Source organism: Micrococcales bacterium (assembly GCA_009784895.1).
In the GTDB taxonomy this organism is placed as follows: Bacteria; Actinomycetota; Actinomycetes; order Actinomycetales; family WQXJ01; genus WQXJ01.
The window spans coordinates 1-17,865 of record WQXJ01000035.1 but is presented as its reverse complement, the minus strand read 5'-3'; the positions used below and the strand labels follow the sequence as shown (position 1 = coordinate 17,865).

17 protein-coding genes are annotated in these 17,865 nt (G+C 64.1%); 14 read left to right on the top strand and 3 right to left on the bottom strand.

Annotated features, from left to right (window positions below):
* Positions 1-224 precede the first annotated feature (224 nt).
* From FWD29_07125 to FWD29_07115, 3 genes are all read left to right on the top strand, one after another.
* The gene (locus FWD29_07125; protein ID MCL2803706.1) at positions 225-959 is read left to right on the top strand and encodes an alternate-type signal peptide domain-containing protein; all 735 of its coding nucleotides are present in this window, start codon (positions 225-227) and stop codon (positions 957-959) included.
* Positions 960-1,104: 145 nt separating this feature from the next.
* Positions 1,105-1,992, top strand: coding sequence for a signal peptidase I (locus FWD29_07120; GenBank protein MCL2803705.1), 888 nt, complete (start codon positions 1,105-1,107; stop codon positions 1,990-1,992).
* A 61-nt stretch (positions 1,993-2,053) separates the two neighbouring features.
* Positions 2,054-2,941, top strand: coding sequence for a hypothetical protein (locus FWD29_07115; protein ID MCL2803704.1), 888 nt, complete (start codon positions 2,054-2,056; stop codon positions 2,939-2,941).
* Here the strand turns inward: FWD29_07115 and FWD29_07110 are convergent.
* A complete protein-coding gene (locus FWD29_07110; GenBank protein ID MCL2803703.1) occupies positions 2,938-3,660 on the bottom strand; it encodes an IclR family transcriptional regulator in 723 nt (240 codons plus the stop codon). The two genes, FWD29_07115 and FWD29_07110, sit on opposite strands and share 4 nt — an antisense overlap.
* 79 nt (positions 3,661-3,739) lie before the next feature.
* Between FWD29_07110 and leuC the strand changes: the two genes are divergently transcribed.
* The 4 genes from leuC to FWD29_07090 are packed head-to-tail and all read left to right on the top strand — an operon-like array spanning position 3,740 to position 7,283.
* A complete protein-coding gene (gene leuC / locus FWD29_07105) occupies positions 3,740-5,146 on the top strand; it encodes a 3-isopropylmalate dehydratase large subunit (GenBank protein ID MCL2803702.1) in 1,407 nt (468 codons plus the stop codon).
* 3 nt (positions 5,147-5,149) lie between these two features.
* Entirely contained in the window at positions 5,150-5,785 is a 636-nt protein-coding gene (leuD, locus tag FWD29_07100) for a 3-isopropylmalate dehydratase small subunit (protein MCL2803701.1), read from the top strand.
* Positions 5,786-5,795: 10 nt separating this feature from the next.
* Positions 5,796-7,115 (top strand): UDP-N-acetylglucosamine 1-carboxyvinyltransferase, encoded by a 1,320-nt coding sequence (murA, locus tag FWD29_07095; GenBank protein MCL2803700.1) that lies wholly within the window; start codon positions 5,796-5,798, stop codon positions 7,113-7,115.
* A gap of 9 nt (positions 7,116-7,124) precedes the next feature.
* Positions 7,125-7,283 carry a hypothetical protein gene (locus FWD29_07090; protein ID MCL2803699.1) on the top strand — a complete coding sequence of 53 codons (159 nt, stop codon included), beginning with the start codon at positions 7,125-7,127 and terminating at the stop codon, positions 7,281-7,283.
* 697 nt (positions 7,284-7,980) lie between these two features.
* Here the strand turns inward: FWD29_07090 and FWD29_07085 are convergent.
* Positions 7,981-9,366, bottom strand: coding sequence for a hypothetical protein (locus FWD29_07085; protein MCL2803698.1), 1,386 nt, complete (start codon positions 9,364-9,366; stop codon positions 7,981-7,983).
* A gap of 44 nt (positions 9,367-9,410) precedes the next feature.
* On the opposite strand from FWD29_07085, the gene FWD29_07080 reads away from it, so the two are divergent.
* Together FWD29_07080 and FWD29_07075 are read left to right on the top strand one after the other, a co-directional pair.
* Positions 9,411-10,127 carry a 1-acyl-sn-glycerol-3-phosphate acyltransferase gene (locus FWD29_07080; protein MCL2803697.1) on the top strand — a complete coding sequence of 239 codons (717 nt, stop codon included), beginning with the start codon at positions 9,411-9,413 and terminating at the stop codon, positions 10,125-10,127.
* A complete protein-coding gene (locus tag FWD29_07075) occupies positions 10,124-11,167 on the top strand; it encodes an NAD(P)-dependent glycerol-3-phosphate dehydrogenase (GenBank protein ID MCL2803696.1) in 1,044 nt (347 codons plus the stop codon). Before FWD29_07080 ends, FWD29_07075 begins: the two co-directional genes overlap by 4 nt.
* A gap of 416 nt (positions 11,168-11,583) precedes the next feature.
* Here the strand turns inward: FWD29_07075 and FWD29_07070 are convergent, their stop codons facing one another.
* Positions 11,584-12,756: a PLP-dependent aspartate aminotransferase family protein gene (locus tag FWD29_07070; protein ID MCL2803695.1), complete on the bottom strand. Its 1,173-nt coding sequence runs from the start codon at positions 12,754-12,756 to the stop codon at positions 11,584-11,586.
* 31 nt (positions 12,757-12,787) lie between these two features.
* Between FWD29_07070 and FWD29_07065 the strand changes: the two genes are divergently transcribed.
* The 5 genes from FWD29_07065 (at position 12,788) to FWD29_07045 (ending at position 17,657) form a co-directional block, all read left to right on the top strand.
* Positions 12,788-13,927, top strand: a complete 1,140-nt coding sequence (locus FWD29_07065) for a D-alanine--D-alanine ligase (GenBank protein MCL2803694.1) — start codon at positions 12,788-12,790, stop codon at positions 13,925-13,927.
* A gap of 21 nt (positions 13,928-13,948) precedes the next feature.
* Positions 13,949-15,232: an AIR synthase related protein gene (locus tag FWD29_07060; GenBank protein MCL2803693.1), complete on the top strand. Its 1,284-nt coding sequence runs from the start codon at positions 13,949-13,951 to the stop codon at positions 15,230-15,232.
* Positions 15,233-15,293: 61 nt separating this feature from the next.
* Positions 15,294-15,551, top strand: a complete 258-nt coding sequence (locus FWD29_07055) for a type II toxin-antitoxin system VapB family antitoxin (protein MCL2803692.1) — start codon at positions 15,294-15,296, stop codon at positions 15,549-15,551.
* A complete protein-coding gene (locus FWD29_07050; protein MCL2803691.1) occupies positions 15,548-15,958 on the top strand; it encodes a type II toxin-antitoxin system VapC family toxin in 411 nt (136 codons plus the stop codon). Before FWD29_07055 ends, FWD29_07050 begins: the two co-directional genes overlap by 4 nt.
* A gap of 19 nt (positions 15,959-15,977) precedes the next feature.
* Positions 15,978-17,657 carry a hypothetical protein gene (locus tag FWD29_07045; GenBank protein ID MCL2803690.1) on the top strand — a complete coding sequence of 560 codons (1,680 nt, stop codon included), beginning with the start codon at positions 15,978-15,980 and terminating at the stop codon, positions 17,655-17,657.
* Positions 17,658-17,865 lie beyond the last annotated feature (208 nt).

The following is a 17,865-nucleotide window of genomic DNA, read 5'->3' as shown; positions in this document are numbered from 1 at the left end:
CCAAGTTGGACCAGGTGATGGACATTTCAGATGCTCTGACCGCAGCTGCCGCTTAGCAGCGCGGGTGATGCACCTGAAACCAACAACATCGCTTTGTGTCCGCCGTGACCAATGTGAACCACTGGCCGGCCGGACACTGAGACGGGAAGCGGCCTGGCCGCACCCTCCTAATACGGCCCAAGGAAAGCCCAAGGGCAGAACCCGCACAGAAAGACAAATTTGAAATGAACGAATCACACGACCAAATGCAAACCCAGCGCCGCAAGCGCAAGGGTATTGTTGCCGGCGTGGCGGCAGCCGCAATTCTGCTGGCTGGTTCGACCTTTGCCCTTTGGAGCGCCCAAGAGCAGGTTGCTGGTGGTACCATCACCGCCGGCCAGCTGGGGCTAACGGCCGATCCCGCCTCCTGGTATGACGTCTCGCCTGACCGCGAGTTTGATAGCCCGGTAATCGTCGTTGACGACGACCCGGATCCCCTCTATGCCGGCGAAGCCATCTCCATTGGCGATTTCCTAGTTTCGCCTGGTGACCAGCTGGCAGCTACTTTTGACACCACTGTCACCATTCAGGGCGACAACCTAGTGGCCGAGCTCTCCTTCGAGATTCCGGATCCCGTGGGTCCGCCCCCCTCGACCACCTGGGATGACTTGACCCTTGAGTACATGGTGCTGGTGGACGGCGTTGTAGTGGTGCCCCTGGATGATCTCGCGCCAACCGGCTCGACCTCTCTGGGTTACTTCACTGACGCTGCCAACGTGGCCCACACTGCCTCCACCCTGGCCAAGCCGGCCACCGGTGTGACCGGCGGCGTGGCCAACGCCACCGTTGTGGTCATCGCCACCTTCGATGTGGATTCCGTGGGCTACATGAACGCCGAGCAACTGCTTGAGAACGTCATCTTCAAGCTGGAGCAGGTCCGTGGCGACGGCGAAGCCGGTGCTTGGGTCTCAGCGACCTGATCGCTTGGCGTAAGCCAATAAGCAAACAGCCGGGATGCAATTGGGCATTCGGCCCGGCGGCAGGCACAGACGGGTGCCGGCCGCCGGGTCCCCGGCCCAAATACAAGACCAACCCACATAAACAACTGGCTAGGAGTTCTCGACCATGAAAAGGACCAACAAACGCAAGCCCCGGGGCTTCCTGGGCGGATTCCTTTCCGTCTTTGGAACCGTAGTGGTTTTGCTGCTGGTCGCTTTGGCTGTGGCAGTAGTGGTTGTGCCCAAGGTCAACGACGGCGCCGCCCTGACAGTGCTGACCGGCTCTATGGAGCCGACAATCAGCCCGGGCGACATGATTGTGGTCGAGGGGGTCAAGTACCCCGACCAGGAGATCATGATTGGCGATGTCGTCACCTTCATGCCCAACCCGCAAGACCCCACTCTGGTGACCCACCGGGTGATTGGCAAGGCCATCAGCCCCGAGAACAACGAGGTTAGTTTCGTCACCCAAGGTGACGCCAACTCGGCCGTCGACGACCCAATCGCGGCCACCCAAATCAGGGGCAAGTTGATGTACACCATCCCCTACTTGGGCTGGGTCACAAACTGGCTGACCAGGCATATGGCCATCGCTTTGACCGGTGTGGGCCTGCTGGTCGCGGCTTACTTCTTCTGGGGCAGCGGACCGCTCAAACGGCGCACCCACCCCAGCGAGCCGGCCCCGGCAGCCAATGCCGAGGCCAAACCTCAGGCCAACGTCCAGGCCAGCGCCCAAGCGGCGCCGCCGGCTTGGCCTGACAACAACCAGACCACGCCATCGGCGGCTGTCAATCACAGCCCGCCGTTGGTGCAAAACCAGCCGTCCGCCGGGGTTCCTAGCCGCATCCCCCCGGCAGTGGCGGCTGACCGGCCGGCGGCGGCCCCTGTTGTCTCAGGGCCGTCCGCTGGCCGGGCAACCCCCCCACAGGATGGCCCAAGACCGGCGCACCCCCAAGCGCCGGCCCCAAACGCGGCTCAGCCAGCCTCGTTTGGATCGGTGACTTGGCGAGGCTAAGAACAACCGACCAACTAGCGGTGCTAACCACCAAATCCCCGGCTACAGGAAGGAAAGGGCAATGACCAAGCTCAGGTCAAGACTGGGCACCGGCGCCATCGCCCTTGCCTTCGCTGCCGCCGCCCTATTGGGTTTGCTTTCAGCCGCGGCCTTTGCCGACGAGCTCGGTGGCGGGGCCAAGCCTCAATCCACCGGCGTGGGCAAGATCGAAGCCAGCTGGAGCTCAGGCCACGTCTATATGGACCTTGATGGCACCGAACACGAGATCGTCACGGCTCAAGACTCCTTCTTATTCGACATGACGGCCGCGCCGGGCGACCACGTCTACCGAACTTCGACCATCAAAAACACCGGCACGGCCGATGGAGTGCTTGAAGTGGCGGTGCTGGACCCGGAAATCAACACCGCCTCTGGTGCCCCCCGTCACGACTTCGAAGATGGCTCGAACATCTTCTGGTATGTCGACGGCGGGCCGGTCAGCCGAGCCCAGTTCTCAGCCCTGAGAAACTCCACCGAAGCGGTCGTTACGACTGGTTCGGCCACCAGTCAGAAGGCCGCCGTCCACGAGGTTGATTTGGCCGCCGGCCAAAGCATCGACCTGACCTTGGGATGGGAGATGCCGGCTAGCGAGACCATCGGCAACCCGGCCGCGGCTGACAGTGTCACCTTGGGCTTCGACGTCCTGCTGACTCTGAGACCGGCCGGCGGACCGCAACCGCCGCCACCAAGTCCAATCCAGCCGACCCCAACTACGCCTGACAACTCGCCGCCAGCCACCGGGCACGCGGACGGCTATCAGCCTGGTGGTTGGCTGCCATTCACCGGTGTGAACGCGGCCGTGTCCCTGGCGGTGGCCGCTGTGATCTGCTTGCTCCTGGGTTGGATCCTGGTAGCGGCCCGGCGACGGCGCCGGCGCAATGACGAAGAAGATCTAGCGCTGGCAGCCTAGCTCTGCTCGTGCTGGGCCAAGGAATCGGTCAGTCGGTTGGCTGCGGCCACTACAGCGGCGGCGTGTAGCCGGCCCGGTTGGCGTGAAACCCGTTCGACCGGCCCAGAGACCGAAACCGCCGCAATCACTTTGCCGCCTGGCCCGCGCACTGGCGCTGATACTGACGCCGCCCCAGGTTCGCGTTCGCTAACCGATTGGGCCCAGCCGTGGCGGCGGACTGAGGCCAACATAGTGGCCGTGAATTTCGCCCCGACCAGACCGCGGTGCAACCTGTCCGGATCCTCCCAGGCCAGTAACACCTGCGCGGCCGAGCCGGCGTTCATTGACAAGACCGCGCCAATTGGGATCGAATCACGCAGACCCATTGGACGCTCGGCCGCGGCCACGCAGACGCGCTGGTCGCCTTGCCGCCTGAACAGCTGAGCCGATTCGCCTGAATGGTCGCGCAAGGCGCCGAGCACAGGAGTGGCAGCCAATAACAAGTGGTCTTCACCGGCGGAAGTCGCCAACTCAGATAGTCGTGGGCCCAAAATGAACCGGCCTTGAAGGTCTCGGGTGACAAAGCGGTGGTATTCCATGGCCACCGCCAGGCGGTGCACTGTTGGCCGGGCCAAGCCGGTTGAGGTCACCAATTGCGCCAAAGTGGCCGGCCCTGACTCCAAGGAGTTGAGCACCAGGGCGGCCTTGTCGAGCACACCGACTCCGCTAGCATTGTCCATGTCTTGATACTCTACATTCCAAACTGTGAGACGCAAGCCTGGAAGTGTGACGGTCCAAAAAGCTAAGGAGTGGTGCCATATGGCCCAGACGTTGGCCCAGAAGATATGGCAGGCCCATGTGGTCAAACCAGGTCAGGACGGCCAACCTGACCTGCTCTACATTGACCTGCATATGGTCCACGAGGTCACCTCACCCCAGGCCTTTGAGGGCCTGCGGCTGACCGGCCGCCAGATACGCCGCCGGGAGCTGACCATCGCGACGGAGGATCACAACACGCCAACCCAAGACATCGACCGGCCTATTGCCGATGCAGTGTCCAAGCTCCAAATCGACACGCTCAGGGCCAACGCCAAGCAGTTTGGCCTCCGCCTACATTCCCTAGGCGACCCTGACCAGGGCATTGTCCACGTGGTTGGACCGCAACTGGGACTAACTCAACCTGGAATGACAGTGGTTTGCGGCGATTCCCACACCTCAACTCACGGCGCCTTCGGTGCCCTAGCCTTCGGCATCGGCACTAGCGAGGTTGAACACGTCCTGGCGACCCAAACCCTGCCCTTGGCGCCTTTCAAGACCATGGCCGTCAACGTCACCGGGCAACTGGGCCCCGACACCACGGCCAAAGACATCATTTTGGCCGTAATTGCCCTAATTGGTACCGGCGGCGGCCAAGGTTACGTCATTGAGTACCGCGGTCCGGCGATCGAGCAGCTGTCGATGGAAGGCCGGATGACGATCTGCAATATGTCGATCGAGGCTGGTGCCCGGGCCGGGTTGGTGGCGCCGGACCAGACCACCTTCGACTACTTAGAAGGCCGCCCACACGCGCCGGCCGGGCCAGACTGGCAGGCCGCGGTTGACTACTGGCGAACCTTGAGGACAGACCCTGGCGCCGGCTTCGACCGCGAGGTCAGCCTCGACGCCAGCGCTCTGGGGCCGTTTGTGACCTGGGGGACCAATCCGGCCCAAGGCGCGCCGCTGAGCGGGCGGGTGCCGGACCCGGCCCAGGCGCCCGATGACGAAACTGGCCAGGCCATCGAGGCGGCCTTGGCCTATATGGGCTTGGCGCCGGGCACGGCTCTGCGCGATGTCCAGGTCGACACCGTTTTCCTCGGCTCATGCACCAACGGCCGGATCGAGGACCTTAGGGCCGCGGCCCAGGTGGTCCGGGGCCGGCGGATCGCGCCTGGCCGGCGCATGTTGGTCGTGGCCGGCTCGGCCCGGGTGCGCTACCAGGCTGAACAAGAGGGCCTAGATCAGGTTTTTGAGGACTTCGGGGCCGAATGGCGCAACGCCGGTTGCTCGATGTGCCTGGGCATGAACGCCGACAAATTGCGCCCTGGTGAGCGCTCGGCCTCAACTTCGAACCGGAACTTCGAGGGCCGCCAGGGGCCGGGTGGGCGCACCCATCTGGTGTCGCCGCTGGTGGCGGCGGCCACGGCGGTGCTGGGCCACCTGGCCTCACCGGAAGACTTGGAGGGTTAGGCCATGGAGAAGTTTGTTAGCCACACCGGGGTTGGTTTGCCGCTGCGCCGGTCAAACGTCGACACCGACCAGATCATCCCGGCGGTCTACCTCAAGCGCATCACCAAAACCGGTTACGACGACGCCCTATTCGCCGCCTGGCGGTCCGATCCGGACTTTGTGCTCAACGCCCCGCCTTATCGCGCTGCCTCGGTGCTGGTGGCTGGGCCGGATTTCGGCACCGGTTCTTCGCGTGAACACGCCGTTTGGGCTCTGCGTGACTATGGTTTCCGCTGCGTCATTTCCTCCCGTTTCGCTGACATTTTCAGGGGCAACGCCGGTAAATCTGGGTTGGTAGCGGCCCAGGCCAGCCAGGACGTTGTGGAGCAATTGTTCAAGTTGCTCGAAGCTCAACCCGGCCTGGAGATCACGGTTGACCTAGATTCGCGCCAGTTGCGCTGTGGCGAGTTGGTGGCCGGGTTTGACCTCGATGACTACACCCGTTGGCGATTGATGGAAGGCTTGGACGATATTGGCTTGACCCTGCGCCAAGACGAGGCCATCACCGCCTACGAGGCCTCGCGGGCCGCTTGGCTGCCAACCACCTTGCCGGCCAAACACTCACCGGCCATCCCGGTGGTTGTGGCCAGGGCCAAGTAGTCTTAGAGACGTGGTCAGTGACGTCTTAGAGGTTGAGGGTGGGAGCCCGCTTACCGGTCGAATTGCCGTGCGCGGCGCCAAGAACTTCGTTTCCAAGGCCATGGTGGCGTCGTTGCTGGGGCAAGGCCCTAGCCAGCTGAACTCGGTGCCGCAAATCCGCGATGTCGAAATCGTGGCTGATCTGCTGCGGGCTCACGGCGTGTCGGTTTCGGTCGACGATGCCACCGGCACCGTGGCGATGAATCCCTTGGGTGTCGAATTGGCCAAAGCCGCCGATATCGCCACTCACGCTGGCTCCTCGCGTATCCCTATTCTGTTTTGCGGGCCGTTGCTGCACCGCGTTGGCGAAGCATTTATCCCGGACCTAGGCGGCTGCGATATTGGCGGCCGCCCTATCGACTTTCACCTCCAAATCCTGCGTCAATTCGGCGCTGAGGTGTCTAAGGAGCCAGGCGGGATCCGGCTGACCGCGCCCAAACGGCTTCAGGGTATGCAGATGGAACTGGCCTTCCCCTCTGTCGGCGCGACGGAGCAGTTCCTGCTGACGGCCGTGCTGGCCGAGGGCATCACGGTGTTGCGCGGAGCGGCAGTTGAACCCGAGATCATGGATTTGGTGGCGGTGTTACAGCAGATGGGCGCCATCATTTCGATCGAAACCGACCGCACCATCAAAGTTGAGGGCGTCGATTCGCTCGAAGGCTACCGCCACAACTCTCTGCCGGATCGGATCGAAGTGGCCTCTTGGGCTGCAGCCGCCTTGGCCACTGGCGGCGACATAACCGTCGACGGGGCGCGGCAAGATGACATGGTCACCTACCTCAACGTCTTCCGCAAGGCCGGCGGTCGGTTTGACATCACTGAGACCGGTATCCGGTTCTACCACCCTGGCGGCCCGCTCAGCTCAATCGCGGTTGAAACTGGGGTTCATCCCGGTTTCATGACGGATTGGCAACAGCCGTTGGTAGTGGCCCTGACCCAGGCAACTGGACTGTCGGTTGTTCATGAGACTGTTTACGAACAGCGCTTTGGTTTTACCGAGGCTCTGCGCCGCATGGGCGCCAGGATCCAGCTTTACCGTGAATGCCTCGGTGGGCAGGTCTGCCGTTTTGGTATGCGCAACTACCAGCATTCCGCCATCATCTGCGGACCGACACCACTGCGCGCAGCCGAAATCGAGGTGCCGGACTTGCGCGGCGGTTTCTCCCACCTGATCGCCGCGCTGGCCGCACCCGGTCGCTCCACCGTCACCGGCATTGGCCTAATTGACCGTGGCTATGAGCATTTCAACGCCAAGCTCGAGGCCCTAGGCGCCCGTACCTGGCACCGCTAGAACCCGCCCATGCCTGTGCTCGACCCTTTGAACGAATCCGGCTCTGGCCTGCCTGAGCTGCCGCCGCCGGCATCGGCCTACCAACCGGTGCCCGAGCATCTGATCCTCCGCGCTGACGGTCCCACTACCACCGAGATTCTGGACGAGCTCAGGGCCGAACGCTTCTGAGGCTCCGCGGCCACCTGGCATCAAGACGGCTCAACCGACCGCGACCTAGCACCAAAACAGGCCGCCCGGCCGCGACCTAGCATCAAGACAGCTCAACCGGCCGCGACCTAGCACCAAAACAGGCCGCCCGGCCGCGACCTAGCACCAAGGCAGCTCAACCGGCCGCGACCTAGCACCAAGGCAGCTCAACCGGCCGCGACCTAGCACCAAAACAGGTCGGGGCTTTGGGCCGGTGGCGGTGACCAGGCCAGACGCTTCGCCTTGAAAACTCGGACCTGCGTTGGTACAAGGTCGTGGCAACCGAACCTGCGTCGGTGCTAAGTCGTGGCGCGGCATCGGTCATGCCAAATCCTGAACTCGTGGAATTGGGGTTGGGCAGACTCGGTCATGCCAAACCCTGAACTCGTGGTAGAGGCGCAAGATGGCCGCTACTTTTCACCGAGTCCGAGGTTTCGCAGCACCGGCAAGGACCGATGCCGGCTGCCGCAGCCGGCCTGTTGGCGCCGCGGCCCGAGTGGCGGAGCGTCATGCCAAACCCTGGACTGGCTGAATTTGGGGGGGCCGCAACCGGTCATGCCAAACCCTGAACTCGCGGTAGAGGCGCAGGCTGGCCGCTACTTTCCACCGAGTCCGAGGTTTCGCAGCACCGGCAAGGACCGATGCCGGCTGCCGCAGCCGACATAGCTGAGGCTCTTGCTCAGATGGCGCCGAACTCCCTCAGCATGCGGTTGTTCCAGCCGGCGCGGCGCAGAGTCTGTGTGACTACCAGGACCGTGCCGATCAGCAAGAGGGCCCCTGAGGCGGCAGCCATCAGAACCAAAGAGCTGACCATCGAAGCGCGGGTGGCCGGGACAAAGTAGAGCACCACCGGGTCGGCGCCGGGATCAGGTGCGTCGCAGCTCAGTGTGTAGTCACCGCCCTGGGAGACAAATGCCTTGACCGCTTTGACAGGGTAGCCGGCATCCAGGCCAATCGGGTTATTGGGCGAGCCAAGTTTGACGGCCTCACCGTCGGGGCCGCCCTTAGTGATCTCGCAGCCGGTGGGCCACTTGCCGGAAGTCGACCAGACAAAGTAGTCGCCGGTCTTTAGGGACTTGGCCGTGATCGGGTTGTCGATTATTGGCATGGCTTTGGAACCGGCCGCGACGTCGCTGACAGTGGCGGATACGCCCAAACCGGCAATCACCAAAGGCGCAGGTGAGGCCACCATCAGGACCAGGCCAATGATCGTCAGAATCAGCCCGGGACGCTTCTGGCCGCGCTTTGGTTTGGTCGGGTCGGCTGGCGCCTCTGGGCCAAAACCACTGCCGCCTGGACCGGGCAGAGGCGGCGGCGCTGCGTCTTGCCACGGGCCCGGCTCGGGCATGGGGGCGGGGGGCGCTTCTGACCCAGGTGGGCCAACGGCATAAGGCGGCGCTGCGCCATCGGGCTGAAGAGGCGAATAGGCCGGAGCCGGAGGCAGAGACTGGTCGAAAGCTGGCCCGGGCGCAAAGGGTTGATCTACCGGCGGTACAGGAGGGAAGGGCTGGTCAGTGGGCGGCCCGGCAGCGAACGGCTGGTCAGGAGGCGGCACCGGTGGGAAGGGTTGATCAAGCGGCGGCCCGGCAGCAAACGGCTGGTCAGTGGGCGGCCCGGCAGCAAACGGCTGGTCAGTGGGCGGCCCGGCAGCAAACGGCTGGCCGGGCGGTGGGGCGGCAGGCAAGGTCGGCTCAACCGGCGGCACAGGAGGGAAGGGTTGATCTGTGGGCGGCCCGGCAGCAAACGGCTGGCCGGGCGGTGGGGCGGCAGGCAAGGTCGGCTCAACCGGCGGCACGGGAGGGAAGGGCTGGGTGGAAGGCGGCACCGGAGCGAACGGCGGTTCGAACGGTGGCCCAGCAGCAAAGGGTTGATCAACCGGTGGCCCAGGAGGCGGCATGGCCGGCCCGGCCGGCACCTCGGGCACAGCGGCCGGGTCGGGCGGGGGCGGCGGGACTATGGCCGTCTCGTCGGGAGGACTGGGTGGACCTGATGGCGGGACCGGTGGGGTGGGCTGACCGCCCGCAGGGCCAGGGCCGGCAAATTCAGGGGAATCGTTTGGCTGCATAGTAGAGATTGTATGGGTTCGCGCGCCCGCTAGGCTTGGCCCCAATGCGAAGCCATCCACCCGCGCCGTTTGCGTACAAGGTGGTCGTGACCATCCTGCTGGTCCCGACACTGTTGTTGACCCGGCGCCATTGGCGTGGCCGTGACAACATTCCGAGCCAAGGCGGCTTCGTCGCGGCGGTCAACCACATCTCCAACCTGGACTTTTTGGCGGCAGTGCATCTGCTGACAATCTGGGCCGGCCCACCCAAAGTGCTGGTCAAGGACTCGCTGATGCGGTTGCCACTGCTTGGAGCAATTCTCAAAGCGATGGGTTTGATCGAAGTCAAACGCGGCACGGCCCAAGCCGGCGCCTCCCTGACCCAGGCGGCCAAGGCGCTCCAGGCCGGCGAATGCGTCATGATTTACCCCGAAGGCACCTTGACCCACGACCCCGATTTGTGGCCAATGCGCGGGCGGCCGGGTGCGGTTCGACTGGCTTTGCAGACCGGCGCGCCGCTGGTGCCAATCGCCCAGTGGGGGGCTCACAGGATCCTGCCGCCCAGGTCGAGGCTGCCCCGCCTCTGGCCGCCCAAGCCAGTCAACTTCATTGTTGGCCAGCCGCTCGACCTGAGCGACTTTGCCACATGGGAGGACCAGGCGGCGGCAGCCACCGAAGGCACCAAGCGGCTCATGGCCACTATTACGGCCATGGAGGCCGAACTGCGCGGTGAAAGTCCCCCGGACGAGCCCTACAACCAATTTGCCGAGGATCCGAAATGACCAAAGTGGCCGTAATCGGCGGCGGCGCCTGGGGCACGGTCTTCAGCCAGATTTGCGCCGATGCCGGTTCGTCAGTCTGCCTACTAACGCGGGACCCGAAGGTGGCCAAGGCCATCAACCAGACCAGACGTAACCCCAGGTCTGTGCCGGATCTTGAACTGCCCAGTGGCATCGAGGCGACGACCGATCCAGCCCGGGCCCTGGCCGGGGCCTTCTTGGTGGCGGTGGCGTTGAAGTCGCAACAGGCTCGGGCCGTTTTGGGCGAGCTGGTCCAACTGCTAGAACCCGGCGCCTCGGTGGTTTCACTGATGAAAGGCATTGAACAGGGCACAACTAGCCGGATGTCCCAGGTGCTGGCGGAAGTCACCGGTTTTGACCCGTCGCGAGTGATGGTGATTTCCGGCCCCAACTTGGCCATGGAACTGGCCCTAAGGCAACCCGGTGCCACCGTGGTGGCTTGCCCGGACGAGGCGGCGGCCCGGGCCGCTGCCACGGCTTTCGCCACACCGTATTTGCGGCCATACACCAACCCTGATGTGGTTGGAGTCGAGATTTGCGGCACGGTCAAGAACGTGGTGGCACTGGCCGTGGGCGCCGCCCAAGGACTGGGTTACGGCATGAATACTTCGGCCACTTTGATGACCCGCGGCCTGGCCGAAATGACCCGGCTTGGTCTGGCCTTAGGAGCCGACCTGGAGACCTTTGCCGGTATGGCCGGTTTCGCCGATCTGGCCGCGACTTGCCTGTCGCCCAAATCGCGCAACCACTCAGTTGGGCTACGCCTGGGTGAAGGCATGTCGGTGCCAGAGGCCTTGGCGGCGACCGCTGGCACGGCTGAGGCCATCGAATCGGCCCCGGCGATAGCCGCGTTGGCCAAATCAGTTGGAGTCGAGATGCCGATTACTGCCGGCCTGGTGGCGGTAGTGCGCGGCGAGGTCGACGTGGTAACGATGGGTCGCGAACTGCTGGCCAGGCCGTTTAGGTCGGAAGGGTCGCGCTACGAGGCTTGGCCCGATGACGCCTTCTCCCGTCCAGACTAACCCAGGCCGGACAGTTCGTAATCGAGTTCACCCGGTACCGGACAGTTCGTAATCGAGTTCACCCGGTACCGGACAGTTCGTAATCGAGTTCACCCGGTACCGGACAGAGTCTTGGCGAAACCTCAGGTCGCTTGCGGACGGAACACCGGTCAGGCTCAATCTCGATCCGAACCAGTACGGTCAGGCTCAATCTCGATCCGAACCAGTACGGTCAGGCTCAATCTCGATCCGAACCAGTATCGAGTTCACCCGATACCGGACAGTTCGTAATCGAGTTCACCCGGTACCGGACAGAGTCTTGGCGAAACCCCAGGTCGCTTGCGGACCGAACACCGGTCAGGCTCAATCTCGATCCAGGCCAGTACGGCCAGGCTCAATCTCGATCAGGCCAGCGGGCTGGACCCCGTCTGGGTCGATCAACCAGATGTTCGGTTCAGAGCCAGGGAGAGGTCCTCCCACAGGTCATCGACGTTTTCGATGCCAACTGACAAGCGCAACAGGTTCTGGGGGATATCCGGCGATTCACCTGGATAGCGGGCCCGGCGCTCGAGCGTCGACTCAACACCCCCTAGGGAGGTGGCTGGCGCCCACAGCCGGACATGTTGGGTGACCAGATCGGCCGCCTCTTGACCGCCGCGGACCTCGACTGAAATCAGCCCGCCATAGGCCTGCATTTGGGCTTTGGCCACCTCATGGCCCGGCTCTTGGGGCAGGGAGGGGTGGCGCACTGTCTCGACCAGCGGGTGGGAGACCAGCCGGCGAGCCAAAGTGGCGGCCGATTCGTTGATCCGCTGCATACGCAGTGGCAGGGTCCGCAGGCCGCGCACGGCCAAGAAGCAGTCCCAAGCCCCTGGCACGGCGCCGCGCAATTGACGGTGCCGCCTAATAGCCCGGCTGTGGTCCTTGGAATCGGTTACCACCGCCCCCATTAGCATGTCGCTGTGGCCGCAGAGGTATTTGGTCATCGAATGAACCACCAAATCAGCCCCCCATTCCAGCGGTCGCTGGCCCAGGGGAGTGGCCAGGGTGTTGTCGGCCACGACCAGTGCCCCAACTTCGTGCGCGGCCTCGATCAAGGCCGGCCCTTCGGCGATTTCGAGCAACGGGTTAGTTGGGGTCTCAAGGTAGAGCATGGCGGCCGGGGACGAATTGTCTCCACCGGCCAAGGCAGCTTTGACGGCTTTGGTGTTGGCGATTGGCACCAGGGAGAGTCTGATCCGGTCTTGGGCGGCTAGGTCTTTGGCTAGCGCCCTGGCGACCGAATAGCAGTGATTCGGCATGACGACCCGTCCGCCTACCGGCACCAGCGCCAGGGCGGCGTCGATGGCCGCCATGCCGGAGGCGAAAACGGTGGCCGGCCGGCTGGAGCGCTCCAACAGCCCAACAGCCTCTTGGACCGGGCCGTAGTTGGGCGAGTCAGTCCGGGCATAGTTGAGGTCATCGGGTTTGGGATCACCACGGGAGATGAAGGTGGAGGACAGCACAACCAGCGGGTTTACCGGTGCGCCTTGGGTCCAGCTGGGCCGGCCAGCGGTCACGGCTATGGTCTCCGGGGACAACGCCTGCTGATTTGGCGGGTTGTGGGACATGGCTTCACTCTATGCGATTAGGCTGGGAGCGATGACAGCCACGAATCCCAAAGTGCGAGTCGCCGTTTTGTTTGGTGGTCGCTCCGGCGAACATTCCATTAGCTGTGTCACCGCCGGCGGGCTGCTGGCGGCGATCGACCGGGACCGCTTTGAGCCGGTACCAATTGGCATCACCCAAGCTGGTCGCCTGACCCTAACTGTCGACGATCCCGACTTGTACCGCCTGGGTCGCGATGAGCTGCCAACAGTTGATCCAACCGGTCCGGAGGTGATCTTGCCTCAGCAGGCCGGTTCGCGGGAATGGCGCCTGGTGTCCGATGACGGCGCTGAGCCTTGCCTTGAGTCGTTGGGCCAGATCGATGTGGCCTTTCCGCTGCTGCATGGACCTTACGGCGAGGACGGCACAATTCAGGGTTGCCTGGAGCTGTTGGACGTGGCCTACGTTGGACCTGGCGTCCTGGCCAGTGCCCTGGGCATGGACAAAGCCCATATGAAAGAGGTTTTTGCCTCAAACGGTTTGCCAGTTGCGCCTGGGGTTGTGGTGACACCGTTGGATTGGCGTGATGACCGGGCCGGGATCATGGCGAAGGTGGCGGCTTTGGGTTACCCGGTTTTCGTCAAGCCCTGCCGGGCCGGGTCGTCGCTCGGTATCACCAAGGTGGCGGCGGCCTCCGAGTTGGAGTTAGCCGTCGAAGTGGCGGCCAAGGAGGACCCGAAGGTGCTGGTGGAGCCGGCTCAAGCTGGCCGTGAGCTGGAATGTGCCGTGCTGGGTGGTCGCGGCGGGGCGGCGCCGCGGGCGGCCGGCCCGGCCGAGGTGGTGGTTCGCCCTGGCCATGACTTCTACAGCTTTGTAGCTAAGTACATCGACGCCGAGGCGGTCGAACTGTGCTGTCCGGCCGATCTGCCCGCTTCGGTGGCGCGACGTGTGGGCGAACTAGCGGTGCGGGCTTTTGCGGCAATCGACGCCGAAGGGCTCAGTCGGGTCGACTTCTTCTACGACCAGACCAAACCGGCAGGTCAAGACTTGGTCATCAACGAGATCAACACCATGCCCGGCATGACGCCCATTTCGCTTTACCCGCGCATGTGGGCTGCCGCCGGTCTTGACTACACCACGTTGATTAGCGAATTGATTGATCTGGCGCTGGAGCGCCGGCTGGGTTTGCGCTGAGCTAACCGGCAGGCGTAGGTCATGGGCGAAGACGAGCTGCTGAGCCGGATACTGCCGCATTTCGGCACCCAAGTGGGCACCGAGGTCGGTCCGGGTGATGACGCCGCCGTGGTCGATCTTTCTCAATCCCGCGTGGTCATCTGCACCGATATTCTGGTCGAGGGTGTCCATTTTGAATCCGCCTGGAGTAACGGCGCCGATGTCGGTTGGCGGGCGGTGATGGCCAATTTGGCCGACGTCGCAGCCATGGGTGCCAGGGGCCGGTCGGTGGTGGCGGCGGTGACCGCGCCGGCCCAAAGCGAACCGACTTGGTTTGAATCGCTGGCCAGCGGCATGGCCCAAGCCTGTCAGCCGCACGGAGTTGACGTGACTGGTGGTGACCTGTCTGTAGGCCCGTGCCTGAGTGTTGCGGTGACTGCCTTAGGGCTGTTGGATGGCCGGGCGCCGGTGCGTCGCAGCGGTGCCCGGGCAGGGGATATCCTGGCTTTGGCCGGCCAAACTGGCTGGTCAATGGCTGGCTACCAGATGCTGTTGGCCAGTCATCCCACCCCCCCAAACCGCGAGTCCGGGGTTTCGCATGACCCAGAAAACAGCGAGTCCGAGGTTTCGCATGACCCGAAAACCAGCGAGTCCGAGCTTTGGCATGACCCGAAGAACAGCGAGTCCGAGGTTTCGCATGACCCAGAAAACAGTGAGTCCGAGGTTTGGCAGCGGACGGCCGGGCTCCGGCAGCCCGCGCCCCGCCCCGTTCCTGGGCGATGCTCCGCATCGCTAAGGAACGATGCCCGCCACACCCCGGGCGCGCGCTCCCTTCCGCCCGGCCTGGAAGGCCAGCCGGGCAGCGGGTCCGAGGTTTGGCATGACCCGAAAAACAGCGAGTTAGAGGTTTGGCATCTGGCTGGGTTGGCGGTCCAGGCTTACAGGCGGCCGGTGCCGCCTTTGGCGGCGGGGCCGGCGGCTGCCGTGGCAGGCGCCACGGCCATGCTGGATGTGTCCGACGGTTTGTTGATGGACGCTGGCCGGCTGGCCCAGGCCAGCGGCGTTGATCTGGTGATCGACCCCGAAGCTGCGACCCTGGCCAAGACTGTCCAGGCGCTGGCGCCCTTGGCCGCTCAGTTGGAGCGAAATCCGCTGGACTGGGTTTTGACTGGCGGCGAAGACCACGCCATCCTGGCCACGTTCCCAACTGAAGGCGGACTACCTGAAGGATGGGCCGGCATCGGGCACTGCGAGGCAGGCCAAGGCCAGGTCAAGCTCCTGGGTGACTACCAGCCGCCTAACGCCGGCTGGGACCACTTCGCCTAGCCACCAGGGTGGCGAGTACACCTTGGTGTATCGGATTGGTGTATGGGTGTACCATTGAGGTATGGCACTGACGATCAAGAACCCCGAGACCATCGCCCTGGCCCGGGCTTTAGCGAGCCAAACTGACATGACACAAACCGGGGCCATCACCTTGGCCTTGCGCCAGGCACTTGAGGCGGCTGAGACTGCCGACAGTGACCGGGCTGCCCGCGTCGAGGCCATCTTGCAGTCGATCTGGGCCACCAGATCGCCGGGCGAGGCCGGCCGCGTTGAACGTAACGCAAGGGCCTTGTTCGACCAGAACGGCCTGCCGGCGTGATCGTCGACACCTCGGCCATCGTCGCGATCTGGCTGGGCGAACTGCCGGCGCAAGACTTGTCTGAGCTTCTGCTGACCCAGCAGCAGGTGCTCATGTCCGCGGCGACCTACGTTGAGTTGTGCTGCGTCTTGGACAATCGGCAGGCTCCGCAGGACTCTCGCCGCCTAGATGCCCTGCTGCATGCCTATGGTGTCGAAATTGTGCCTTTCACCCCGGAGCAAGCCGATCTGGCCAGAGCGGCCTACCGCGACTTTGGCAAAGGCAGCGGTCACCCGGCCCGGCTCAATCTGGGGGACTGTTTCGCCTATGCCCTGGCCCAGGAGACCGGCCAGGACATCCTGTTTGTTGGTGATGATTTCACTCACACCGACGTAACGCCGGCTTGGACCGGCCACGCTGCCAAGTGAACCTCAAGGAGGCTAGATCATGAGCACCCCCGATGGGCTCGATGCGGGCCTGGTCGAATACGAACACGACTCTGATGGCCGGGTGATCGAAACTCGAAACGCCTGGTGGGGGCGGCGGCAGTTCAGCTATGACGAGGCTGGGCATTTGGTCGAGTCGGTCAACGGCAACGGTGGCGTCAGCCGGTACGTCTACGACCAGTTTGGTCGGGTGGTCGAAATCACCAACCCGGTGGGCGGGGTGACGCAACGCCAATTCGACGAACGCAACAACTGCATCGCCGTGACTGATCCGCTGGGCCGGACAACCAGGGCGGAATATGACTTGGCCGGGCGCCAGTCTTGGCAGGAGGACCCTGACGGCCACCGCACCCAGTGGGATTACGACCAGGCCGGCCGGCTCGACCAGGTCAGCGTCGACGGACAAGTGATGTCGAAAGCTGAGCGGGATGACGCCAATCTGCGCGGCGAGATGACAGATACTTCTGGGCCGGAGCCGGTGATCTACGGACGGGCCTGGGACCGATCTGGTCGGCTACTGGCCGAAACCCGGGGCCAGGTTGGGCTGCGCTGGGTCTATGACCGCAAGGGACGGCTGAGCAAGCTGGCCACCCCTGATGGGCGCGAGATCACCTACACCTACGACAAAGCTGGCCGGCTCACGGCGGTCAGCCATCCGGTCTTTGGCCGGGCCCGGTTTGACTATGACACCGCCGGCCAACTGGCCCGCTCTGAGGCCGGGCCAATGTCACAAACCTGGCATTGGTTTGCCGGTGAGGTGGTTGGACTTGAAATAGAGGCAAGTGGGACAAACCACAGCGTCGAGGTGACTCGCGACGACTGGGGGCTGGTCGACCAGGTCAGCTGCGATGGCGTGGCCACGGCTTACGGCTATGACCCGGCTGGGCAACTGATTAGCGCCACCACCCGGGGCGAGACGTCGACCTGGACCTACGACCTGGCCGGCCGGCTGGTCAAGGAGACCGGTCCCGCCGGCCAATACGACTACCGCCATGACGTGGCCGGGCAACTACTCGAATCAACCGGCCCCGGCGGCACCGCTCGCCACTGCTATGACGGCTCCGGTCGGAGAATACGCAGTGACCTGCCCGGAGGAGTAACCAGGGATTTTGCTTGGTCACCGAATGGCTTCCTGGCTGCGGTAACCGACACCGTTGGAGGGGAAGTCAGCCGGACCACCTTGCTGACCGATTCGCGTGGCCAGCTGGTGGCCATCAACGACCAGGCGGTCTGGTGGGACAACGGCGGTCGGCTGGCTCCCAGTTTGCTGAGAGCTGGCGCAACGCCAGTGTTCAGTTTGGTTGGCCTGATTGGGATGGGCGATAGTTGGATTTCGCCGGGCTGGCATACCTCCCAATCCGACCACGTGGCGGACCCGTGGGTCGCCCGCCCAGTCACAGTTGACGGCGAGCTGCCAACCGGAGTTGGACTAGCCGCCGGCGGTCGGTTGACCTTCGCCGGGGGCCCGGGCGTGGCTGGCCTGGAGTTGGTGGGACGGCGGGTGGTCGATCCGGCCAGTCGCGGTTTCTTATCGACCGACGCTAACGACCCGGTGGTGGGGGCTGGGTGGGCCGGCAACCCTTACGCCTATGGCGGCAACAATCCCGTGGGTTGGTTTGGCCCTGCCGGGCTCAGGCCGCTGACCGATGCCGACATCCTGCGACTAGCACAAGCCAGCTGATTCCCGGAGTCAGTGCTGGGCCGCGGTTGGCCCCTTGGCCTGGGCGACTGCTTAGCGCCCCTTTGGCCGCTCCTGGCGATGGACCCGCGACTGAGGTTACGTTTGGTTGAGTGTGGTCGGGTGGCGGGTTTTCGGGGCCTGGCCTGTGGGTTTACTTCGAGTGGCGGCTACCGGGCTGGGTGGATGCCTGGCAACATCAGCTGCTAGT

Coding starts and splice junctions, on each gene's coding strand:
- FWD29_07060 (MCL2803693.1), top strand. CDS start 13,949: ATGGGCGAAGACGAGCTGCTGAGCCGGATACTGCCGCATTTCGGCACC.
- FWD29_07070 (MCL2803695.1), bottom strand. CDS start 12,756: ATGTCCCACAACCCGCCAAATCAGCAGGCGTTGTCCCCGGAGACCATA.
- FWD29_07110 (MCL2803703.1), bottom strand. CDS start 3,660: ATGGACAATGCTAGCGGAGTCGGTGTGCTCGACAAGGCCGCCCTGGTG.
- FWD29_07115 (MCL2803704.1), top strand. CDS start 2,054: ATGACCAAGCTCAGGTCAAGACTGGGCACCGGCGCCATCGCCCTTGCC.
- FWD29_07045 (MCL2803690.1), top strand. CDS start 15,978: ATGAGCACCCCCGATGGGCTCGATGCGGGCCTGGTCGAATACGAACAC.
- FWD29_07055 (MCL2803692.1), top strand. CDS start 15,294: ATGGCACTGACGATCAAGAACCCCGAGACCATCGCCCTGGCCCGGGCT.
- FWD29_07085 (MCL2803698.1), bottom strand. CDS start 9,366: ATGCAGCCAAACGATTCCCCTGAATTTGCCGGCCCTGGCCCTGCGGGC.
- FWD29_07075 (MCL2803696.1), top strand. CDS start 10,124: ATGACCAAAGTGGCCGTAATCGGCGGCGGCGCCTGGGGCACGGTCTTC.
- FWD29_07065 (MCL2803694.1), top strand. CDS start 12,788: ATGACAGCCACGAATCCCAAAGTGCGAGTCGCCGTTTTGTTTGGTGGT.
- FWD29_07120 (MCL2803705.1), top strand. CDS start 1,105: ATGAAAAGGACCAACAAACGCAAGCCCCGGGGCTTCCTGGGCGGATTC.
- FWD29_07090 (MCL2803699.1), top strand. CDS start 7,125: ATGCCTGTGCTCGACCCTTTGAACGAATCCGGCTCTGGCCTGCCTGAG.
- leuC (MCL2803702.1), top strand. CDS start 3,740: ATGGCCCAGACGTTGGCCCAGAAGATATGGCAGGCCCATGTGGTCAAA.
- FWD29_07125 (MCL2803706.1), top strand. CDS start 225: ATGAACGAATCACACGACCAAATGCAAACCCAGCGCCGCAAGCGCAAG.
- FWD29_07080 (MCL2803697.1), top strand. CDS start 9,411: ATGCGAAGCCATCCACCCGCGCCGTTTGCGTACAAGGTGGTCGTGACC.
- leuD (MCL2803701.1), top strand. CDS start 5,150: ATGGAGAAGTTTGTTAGCCACACCGGGGTTGGTTTGCCGCTGCGCCGG.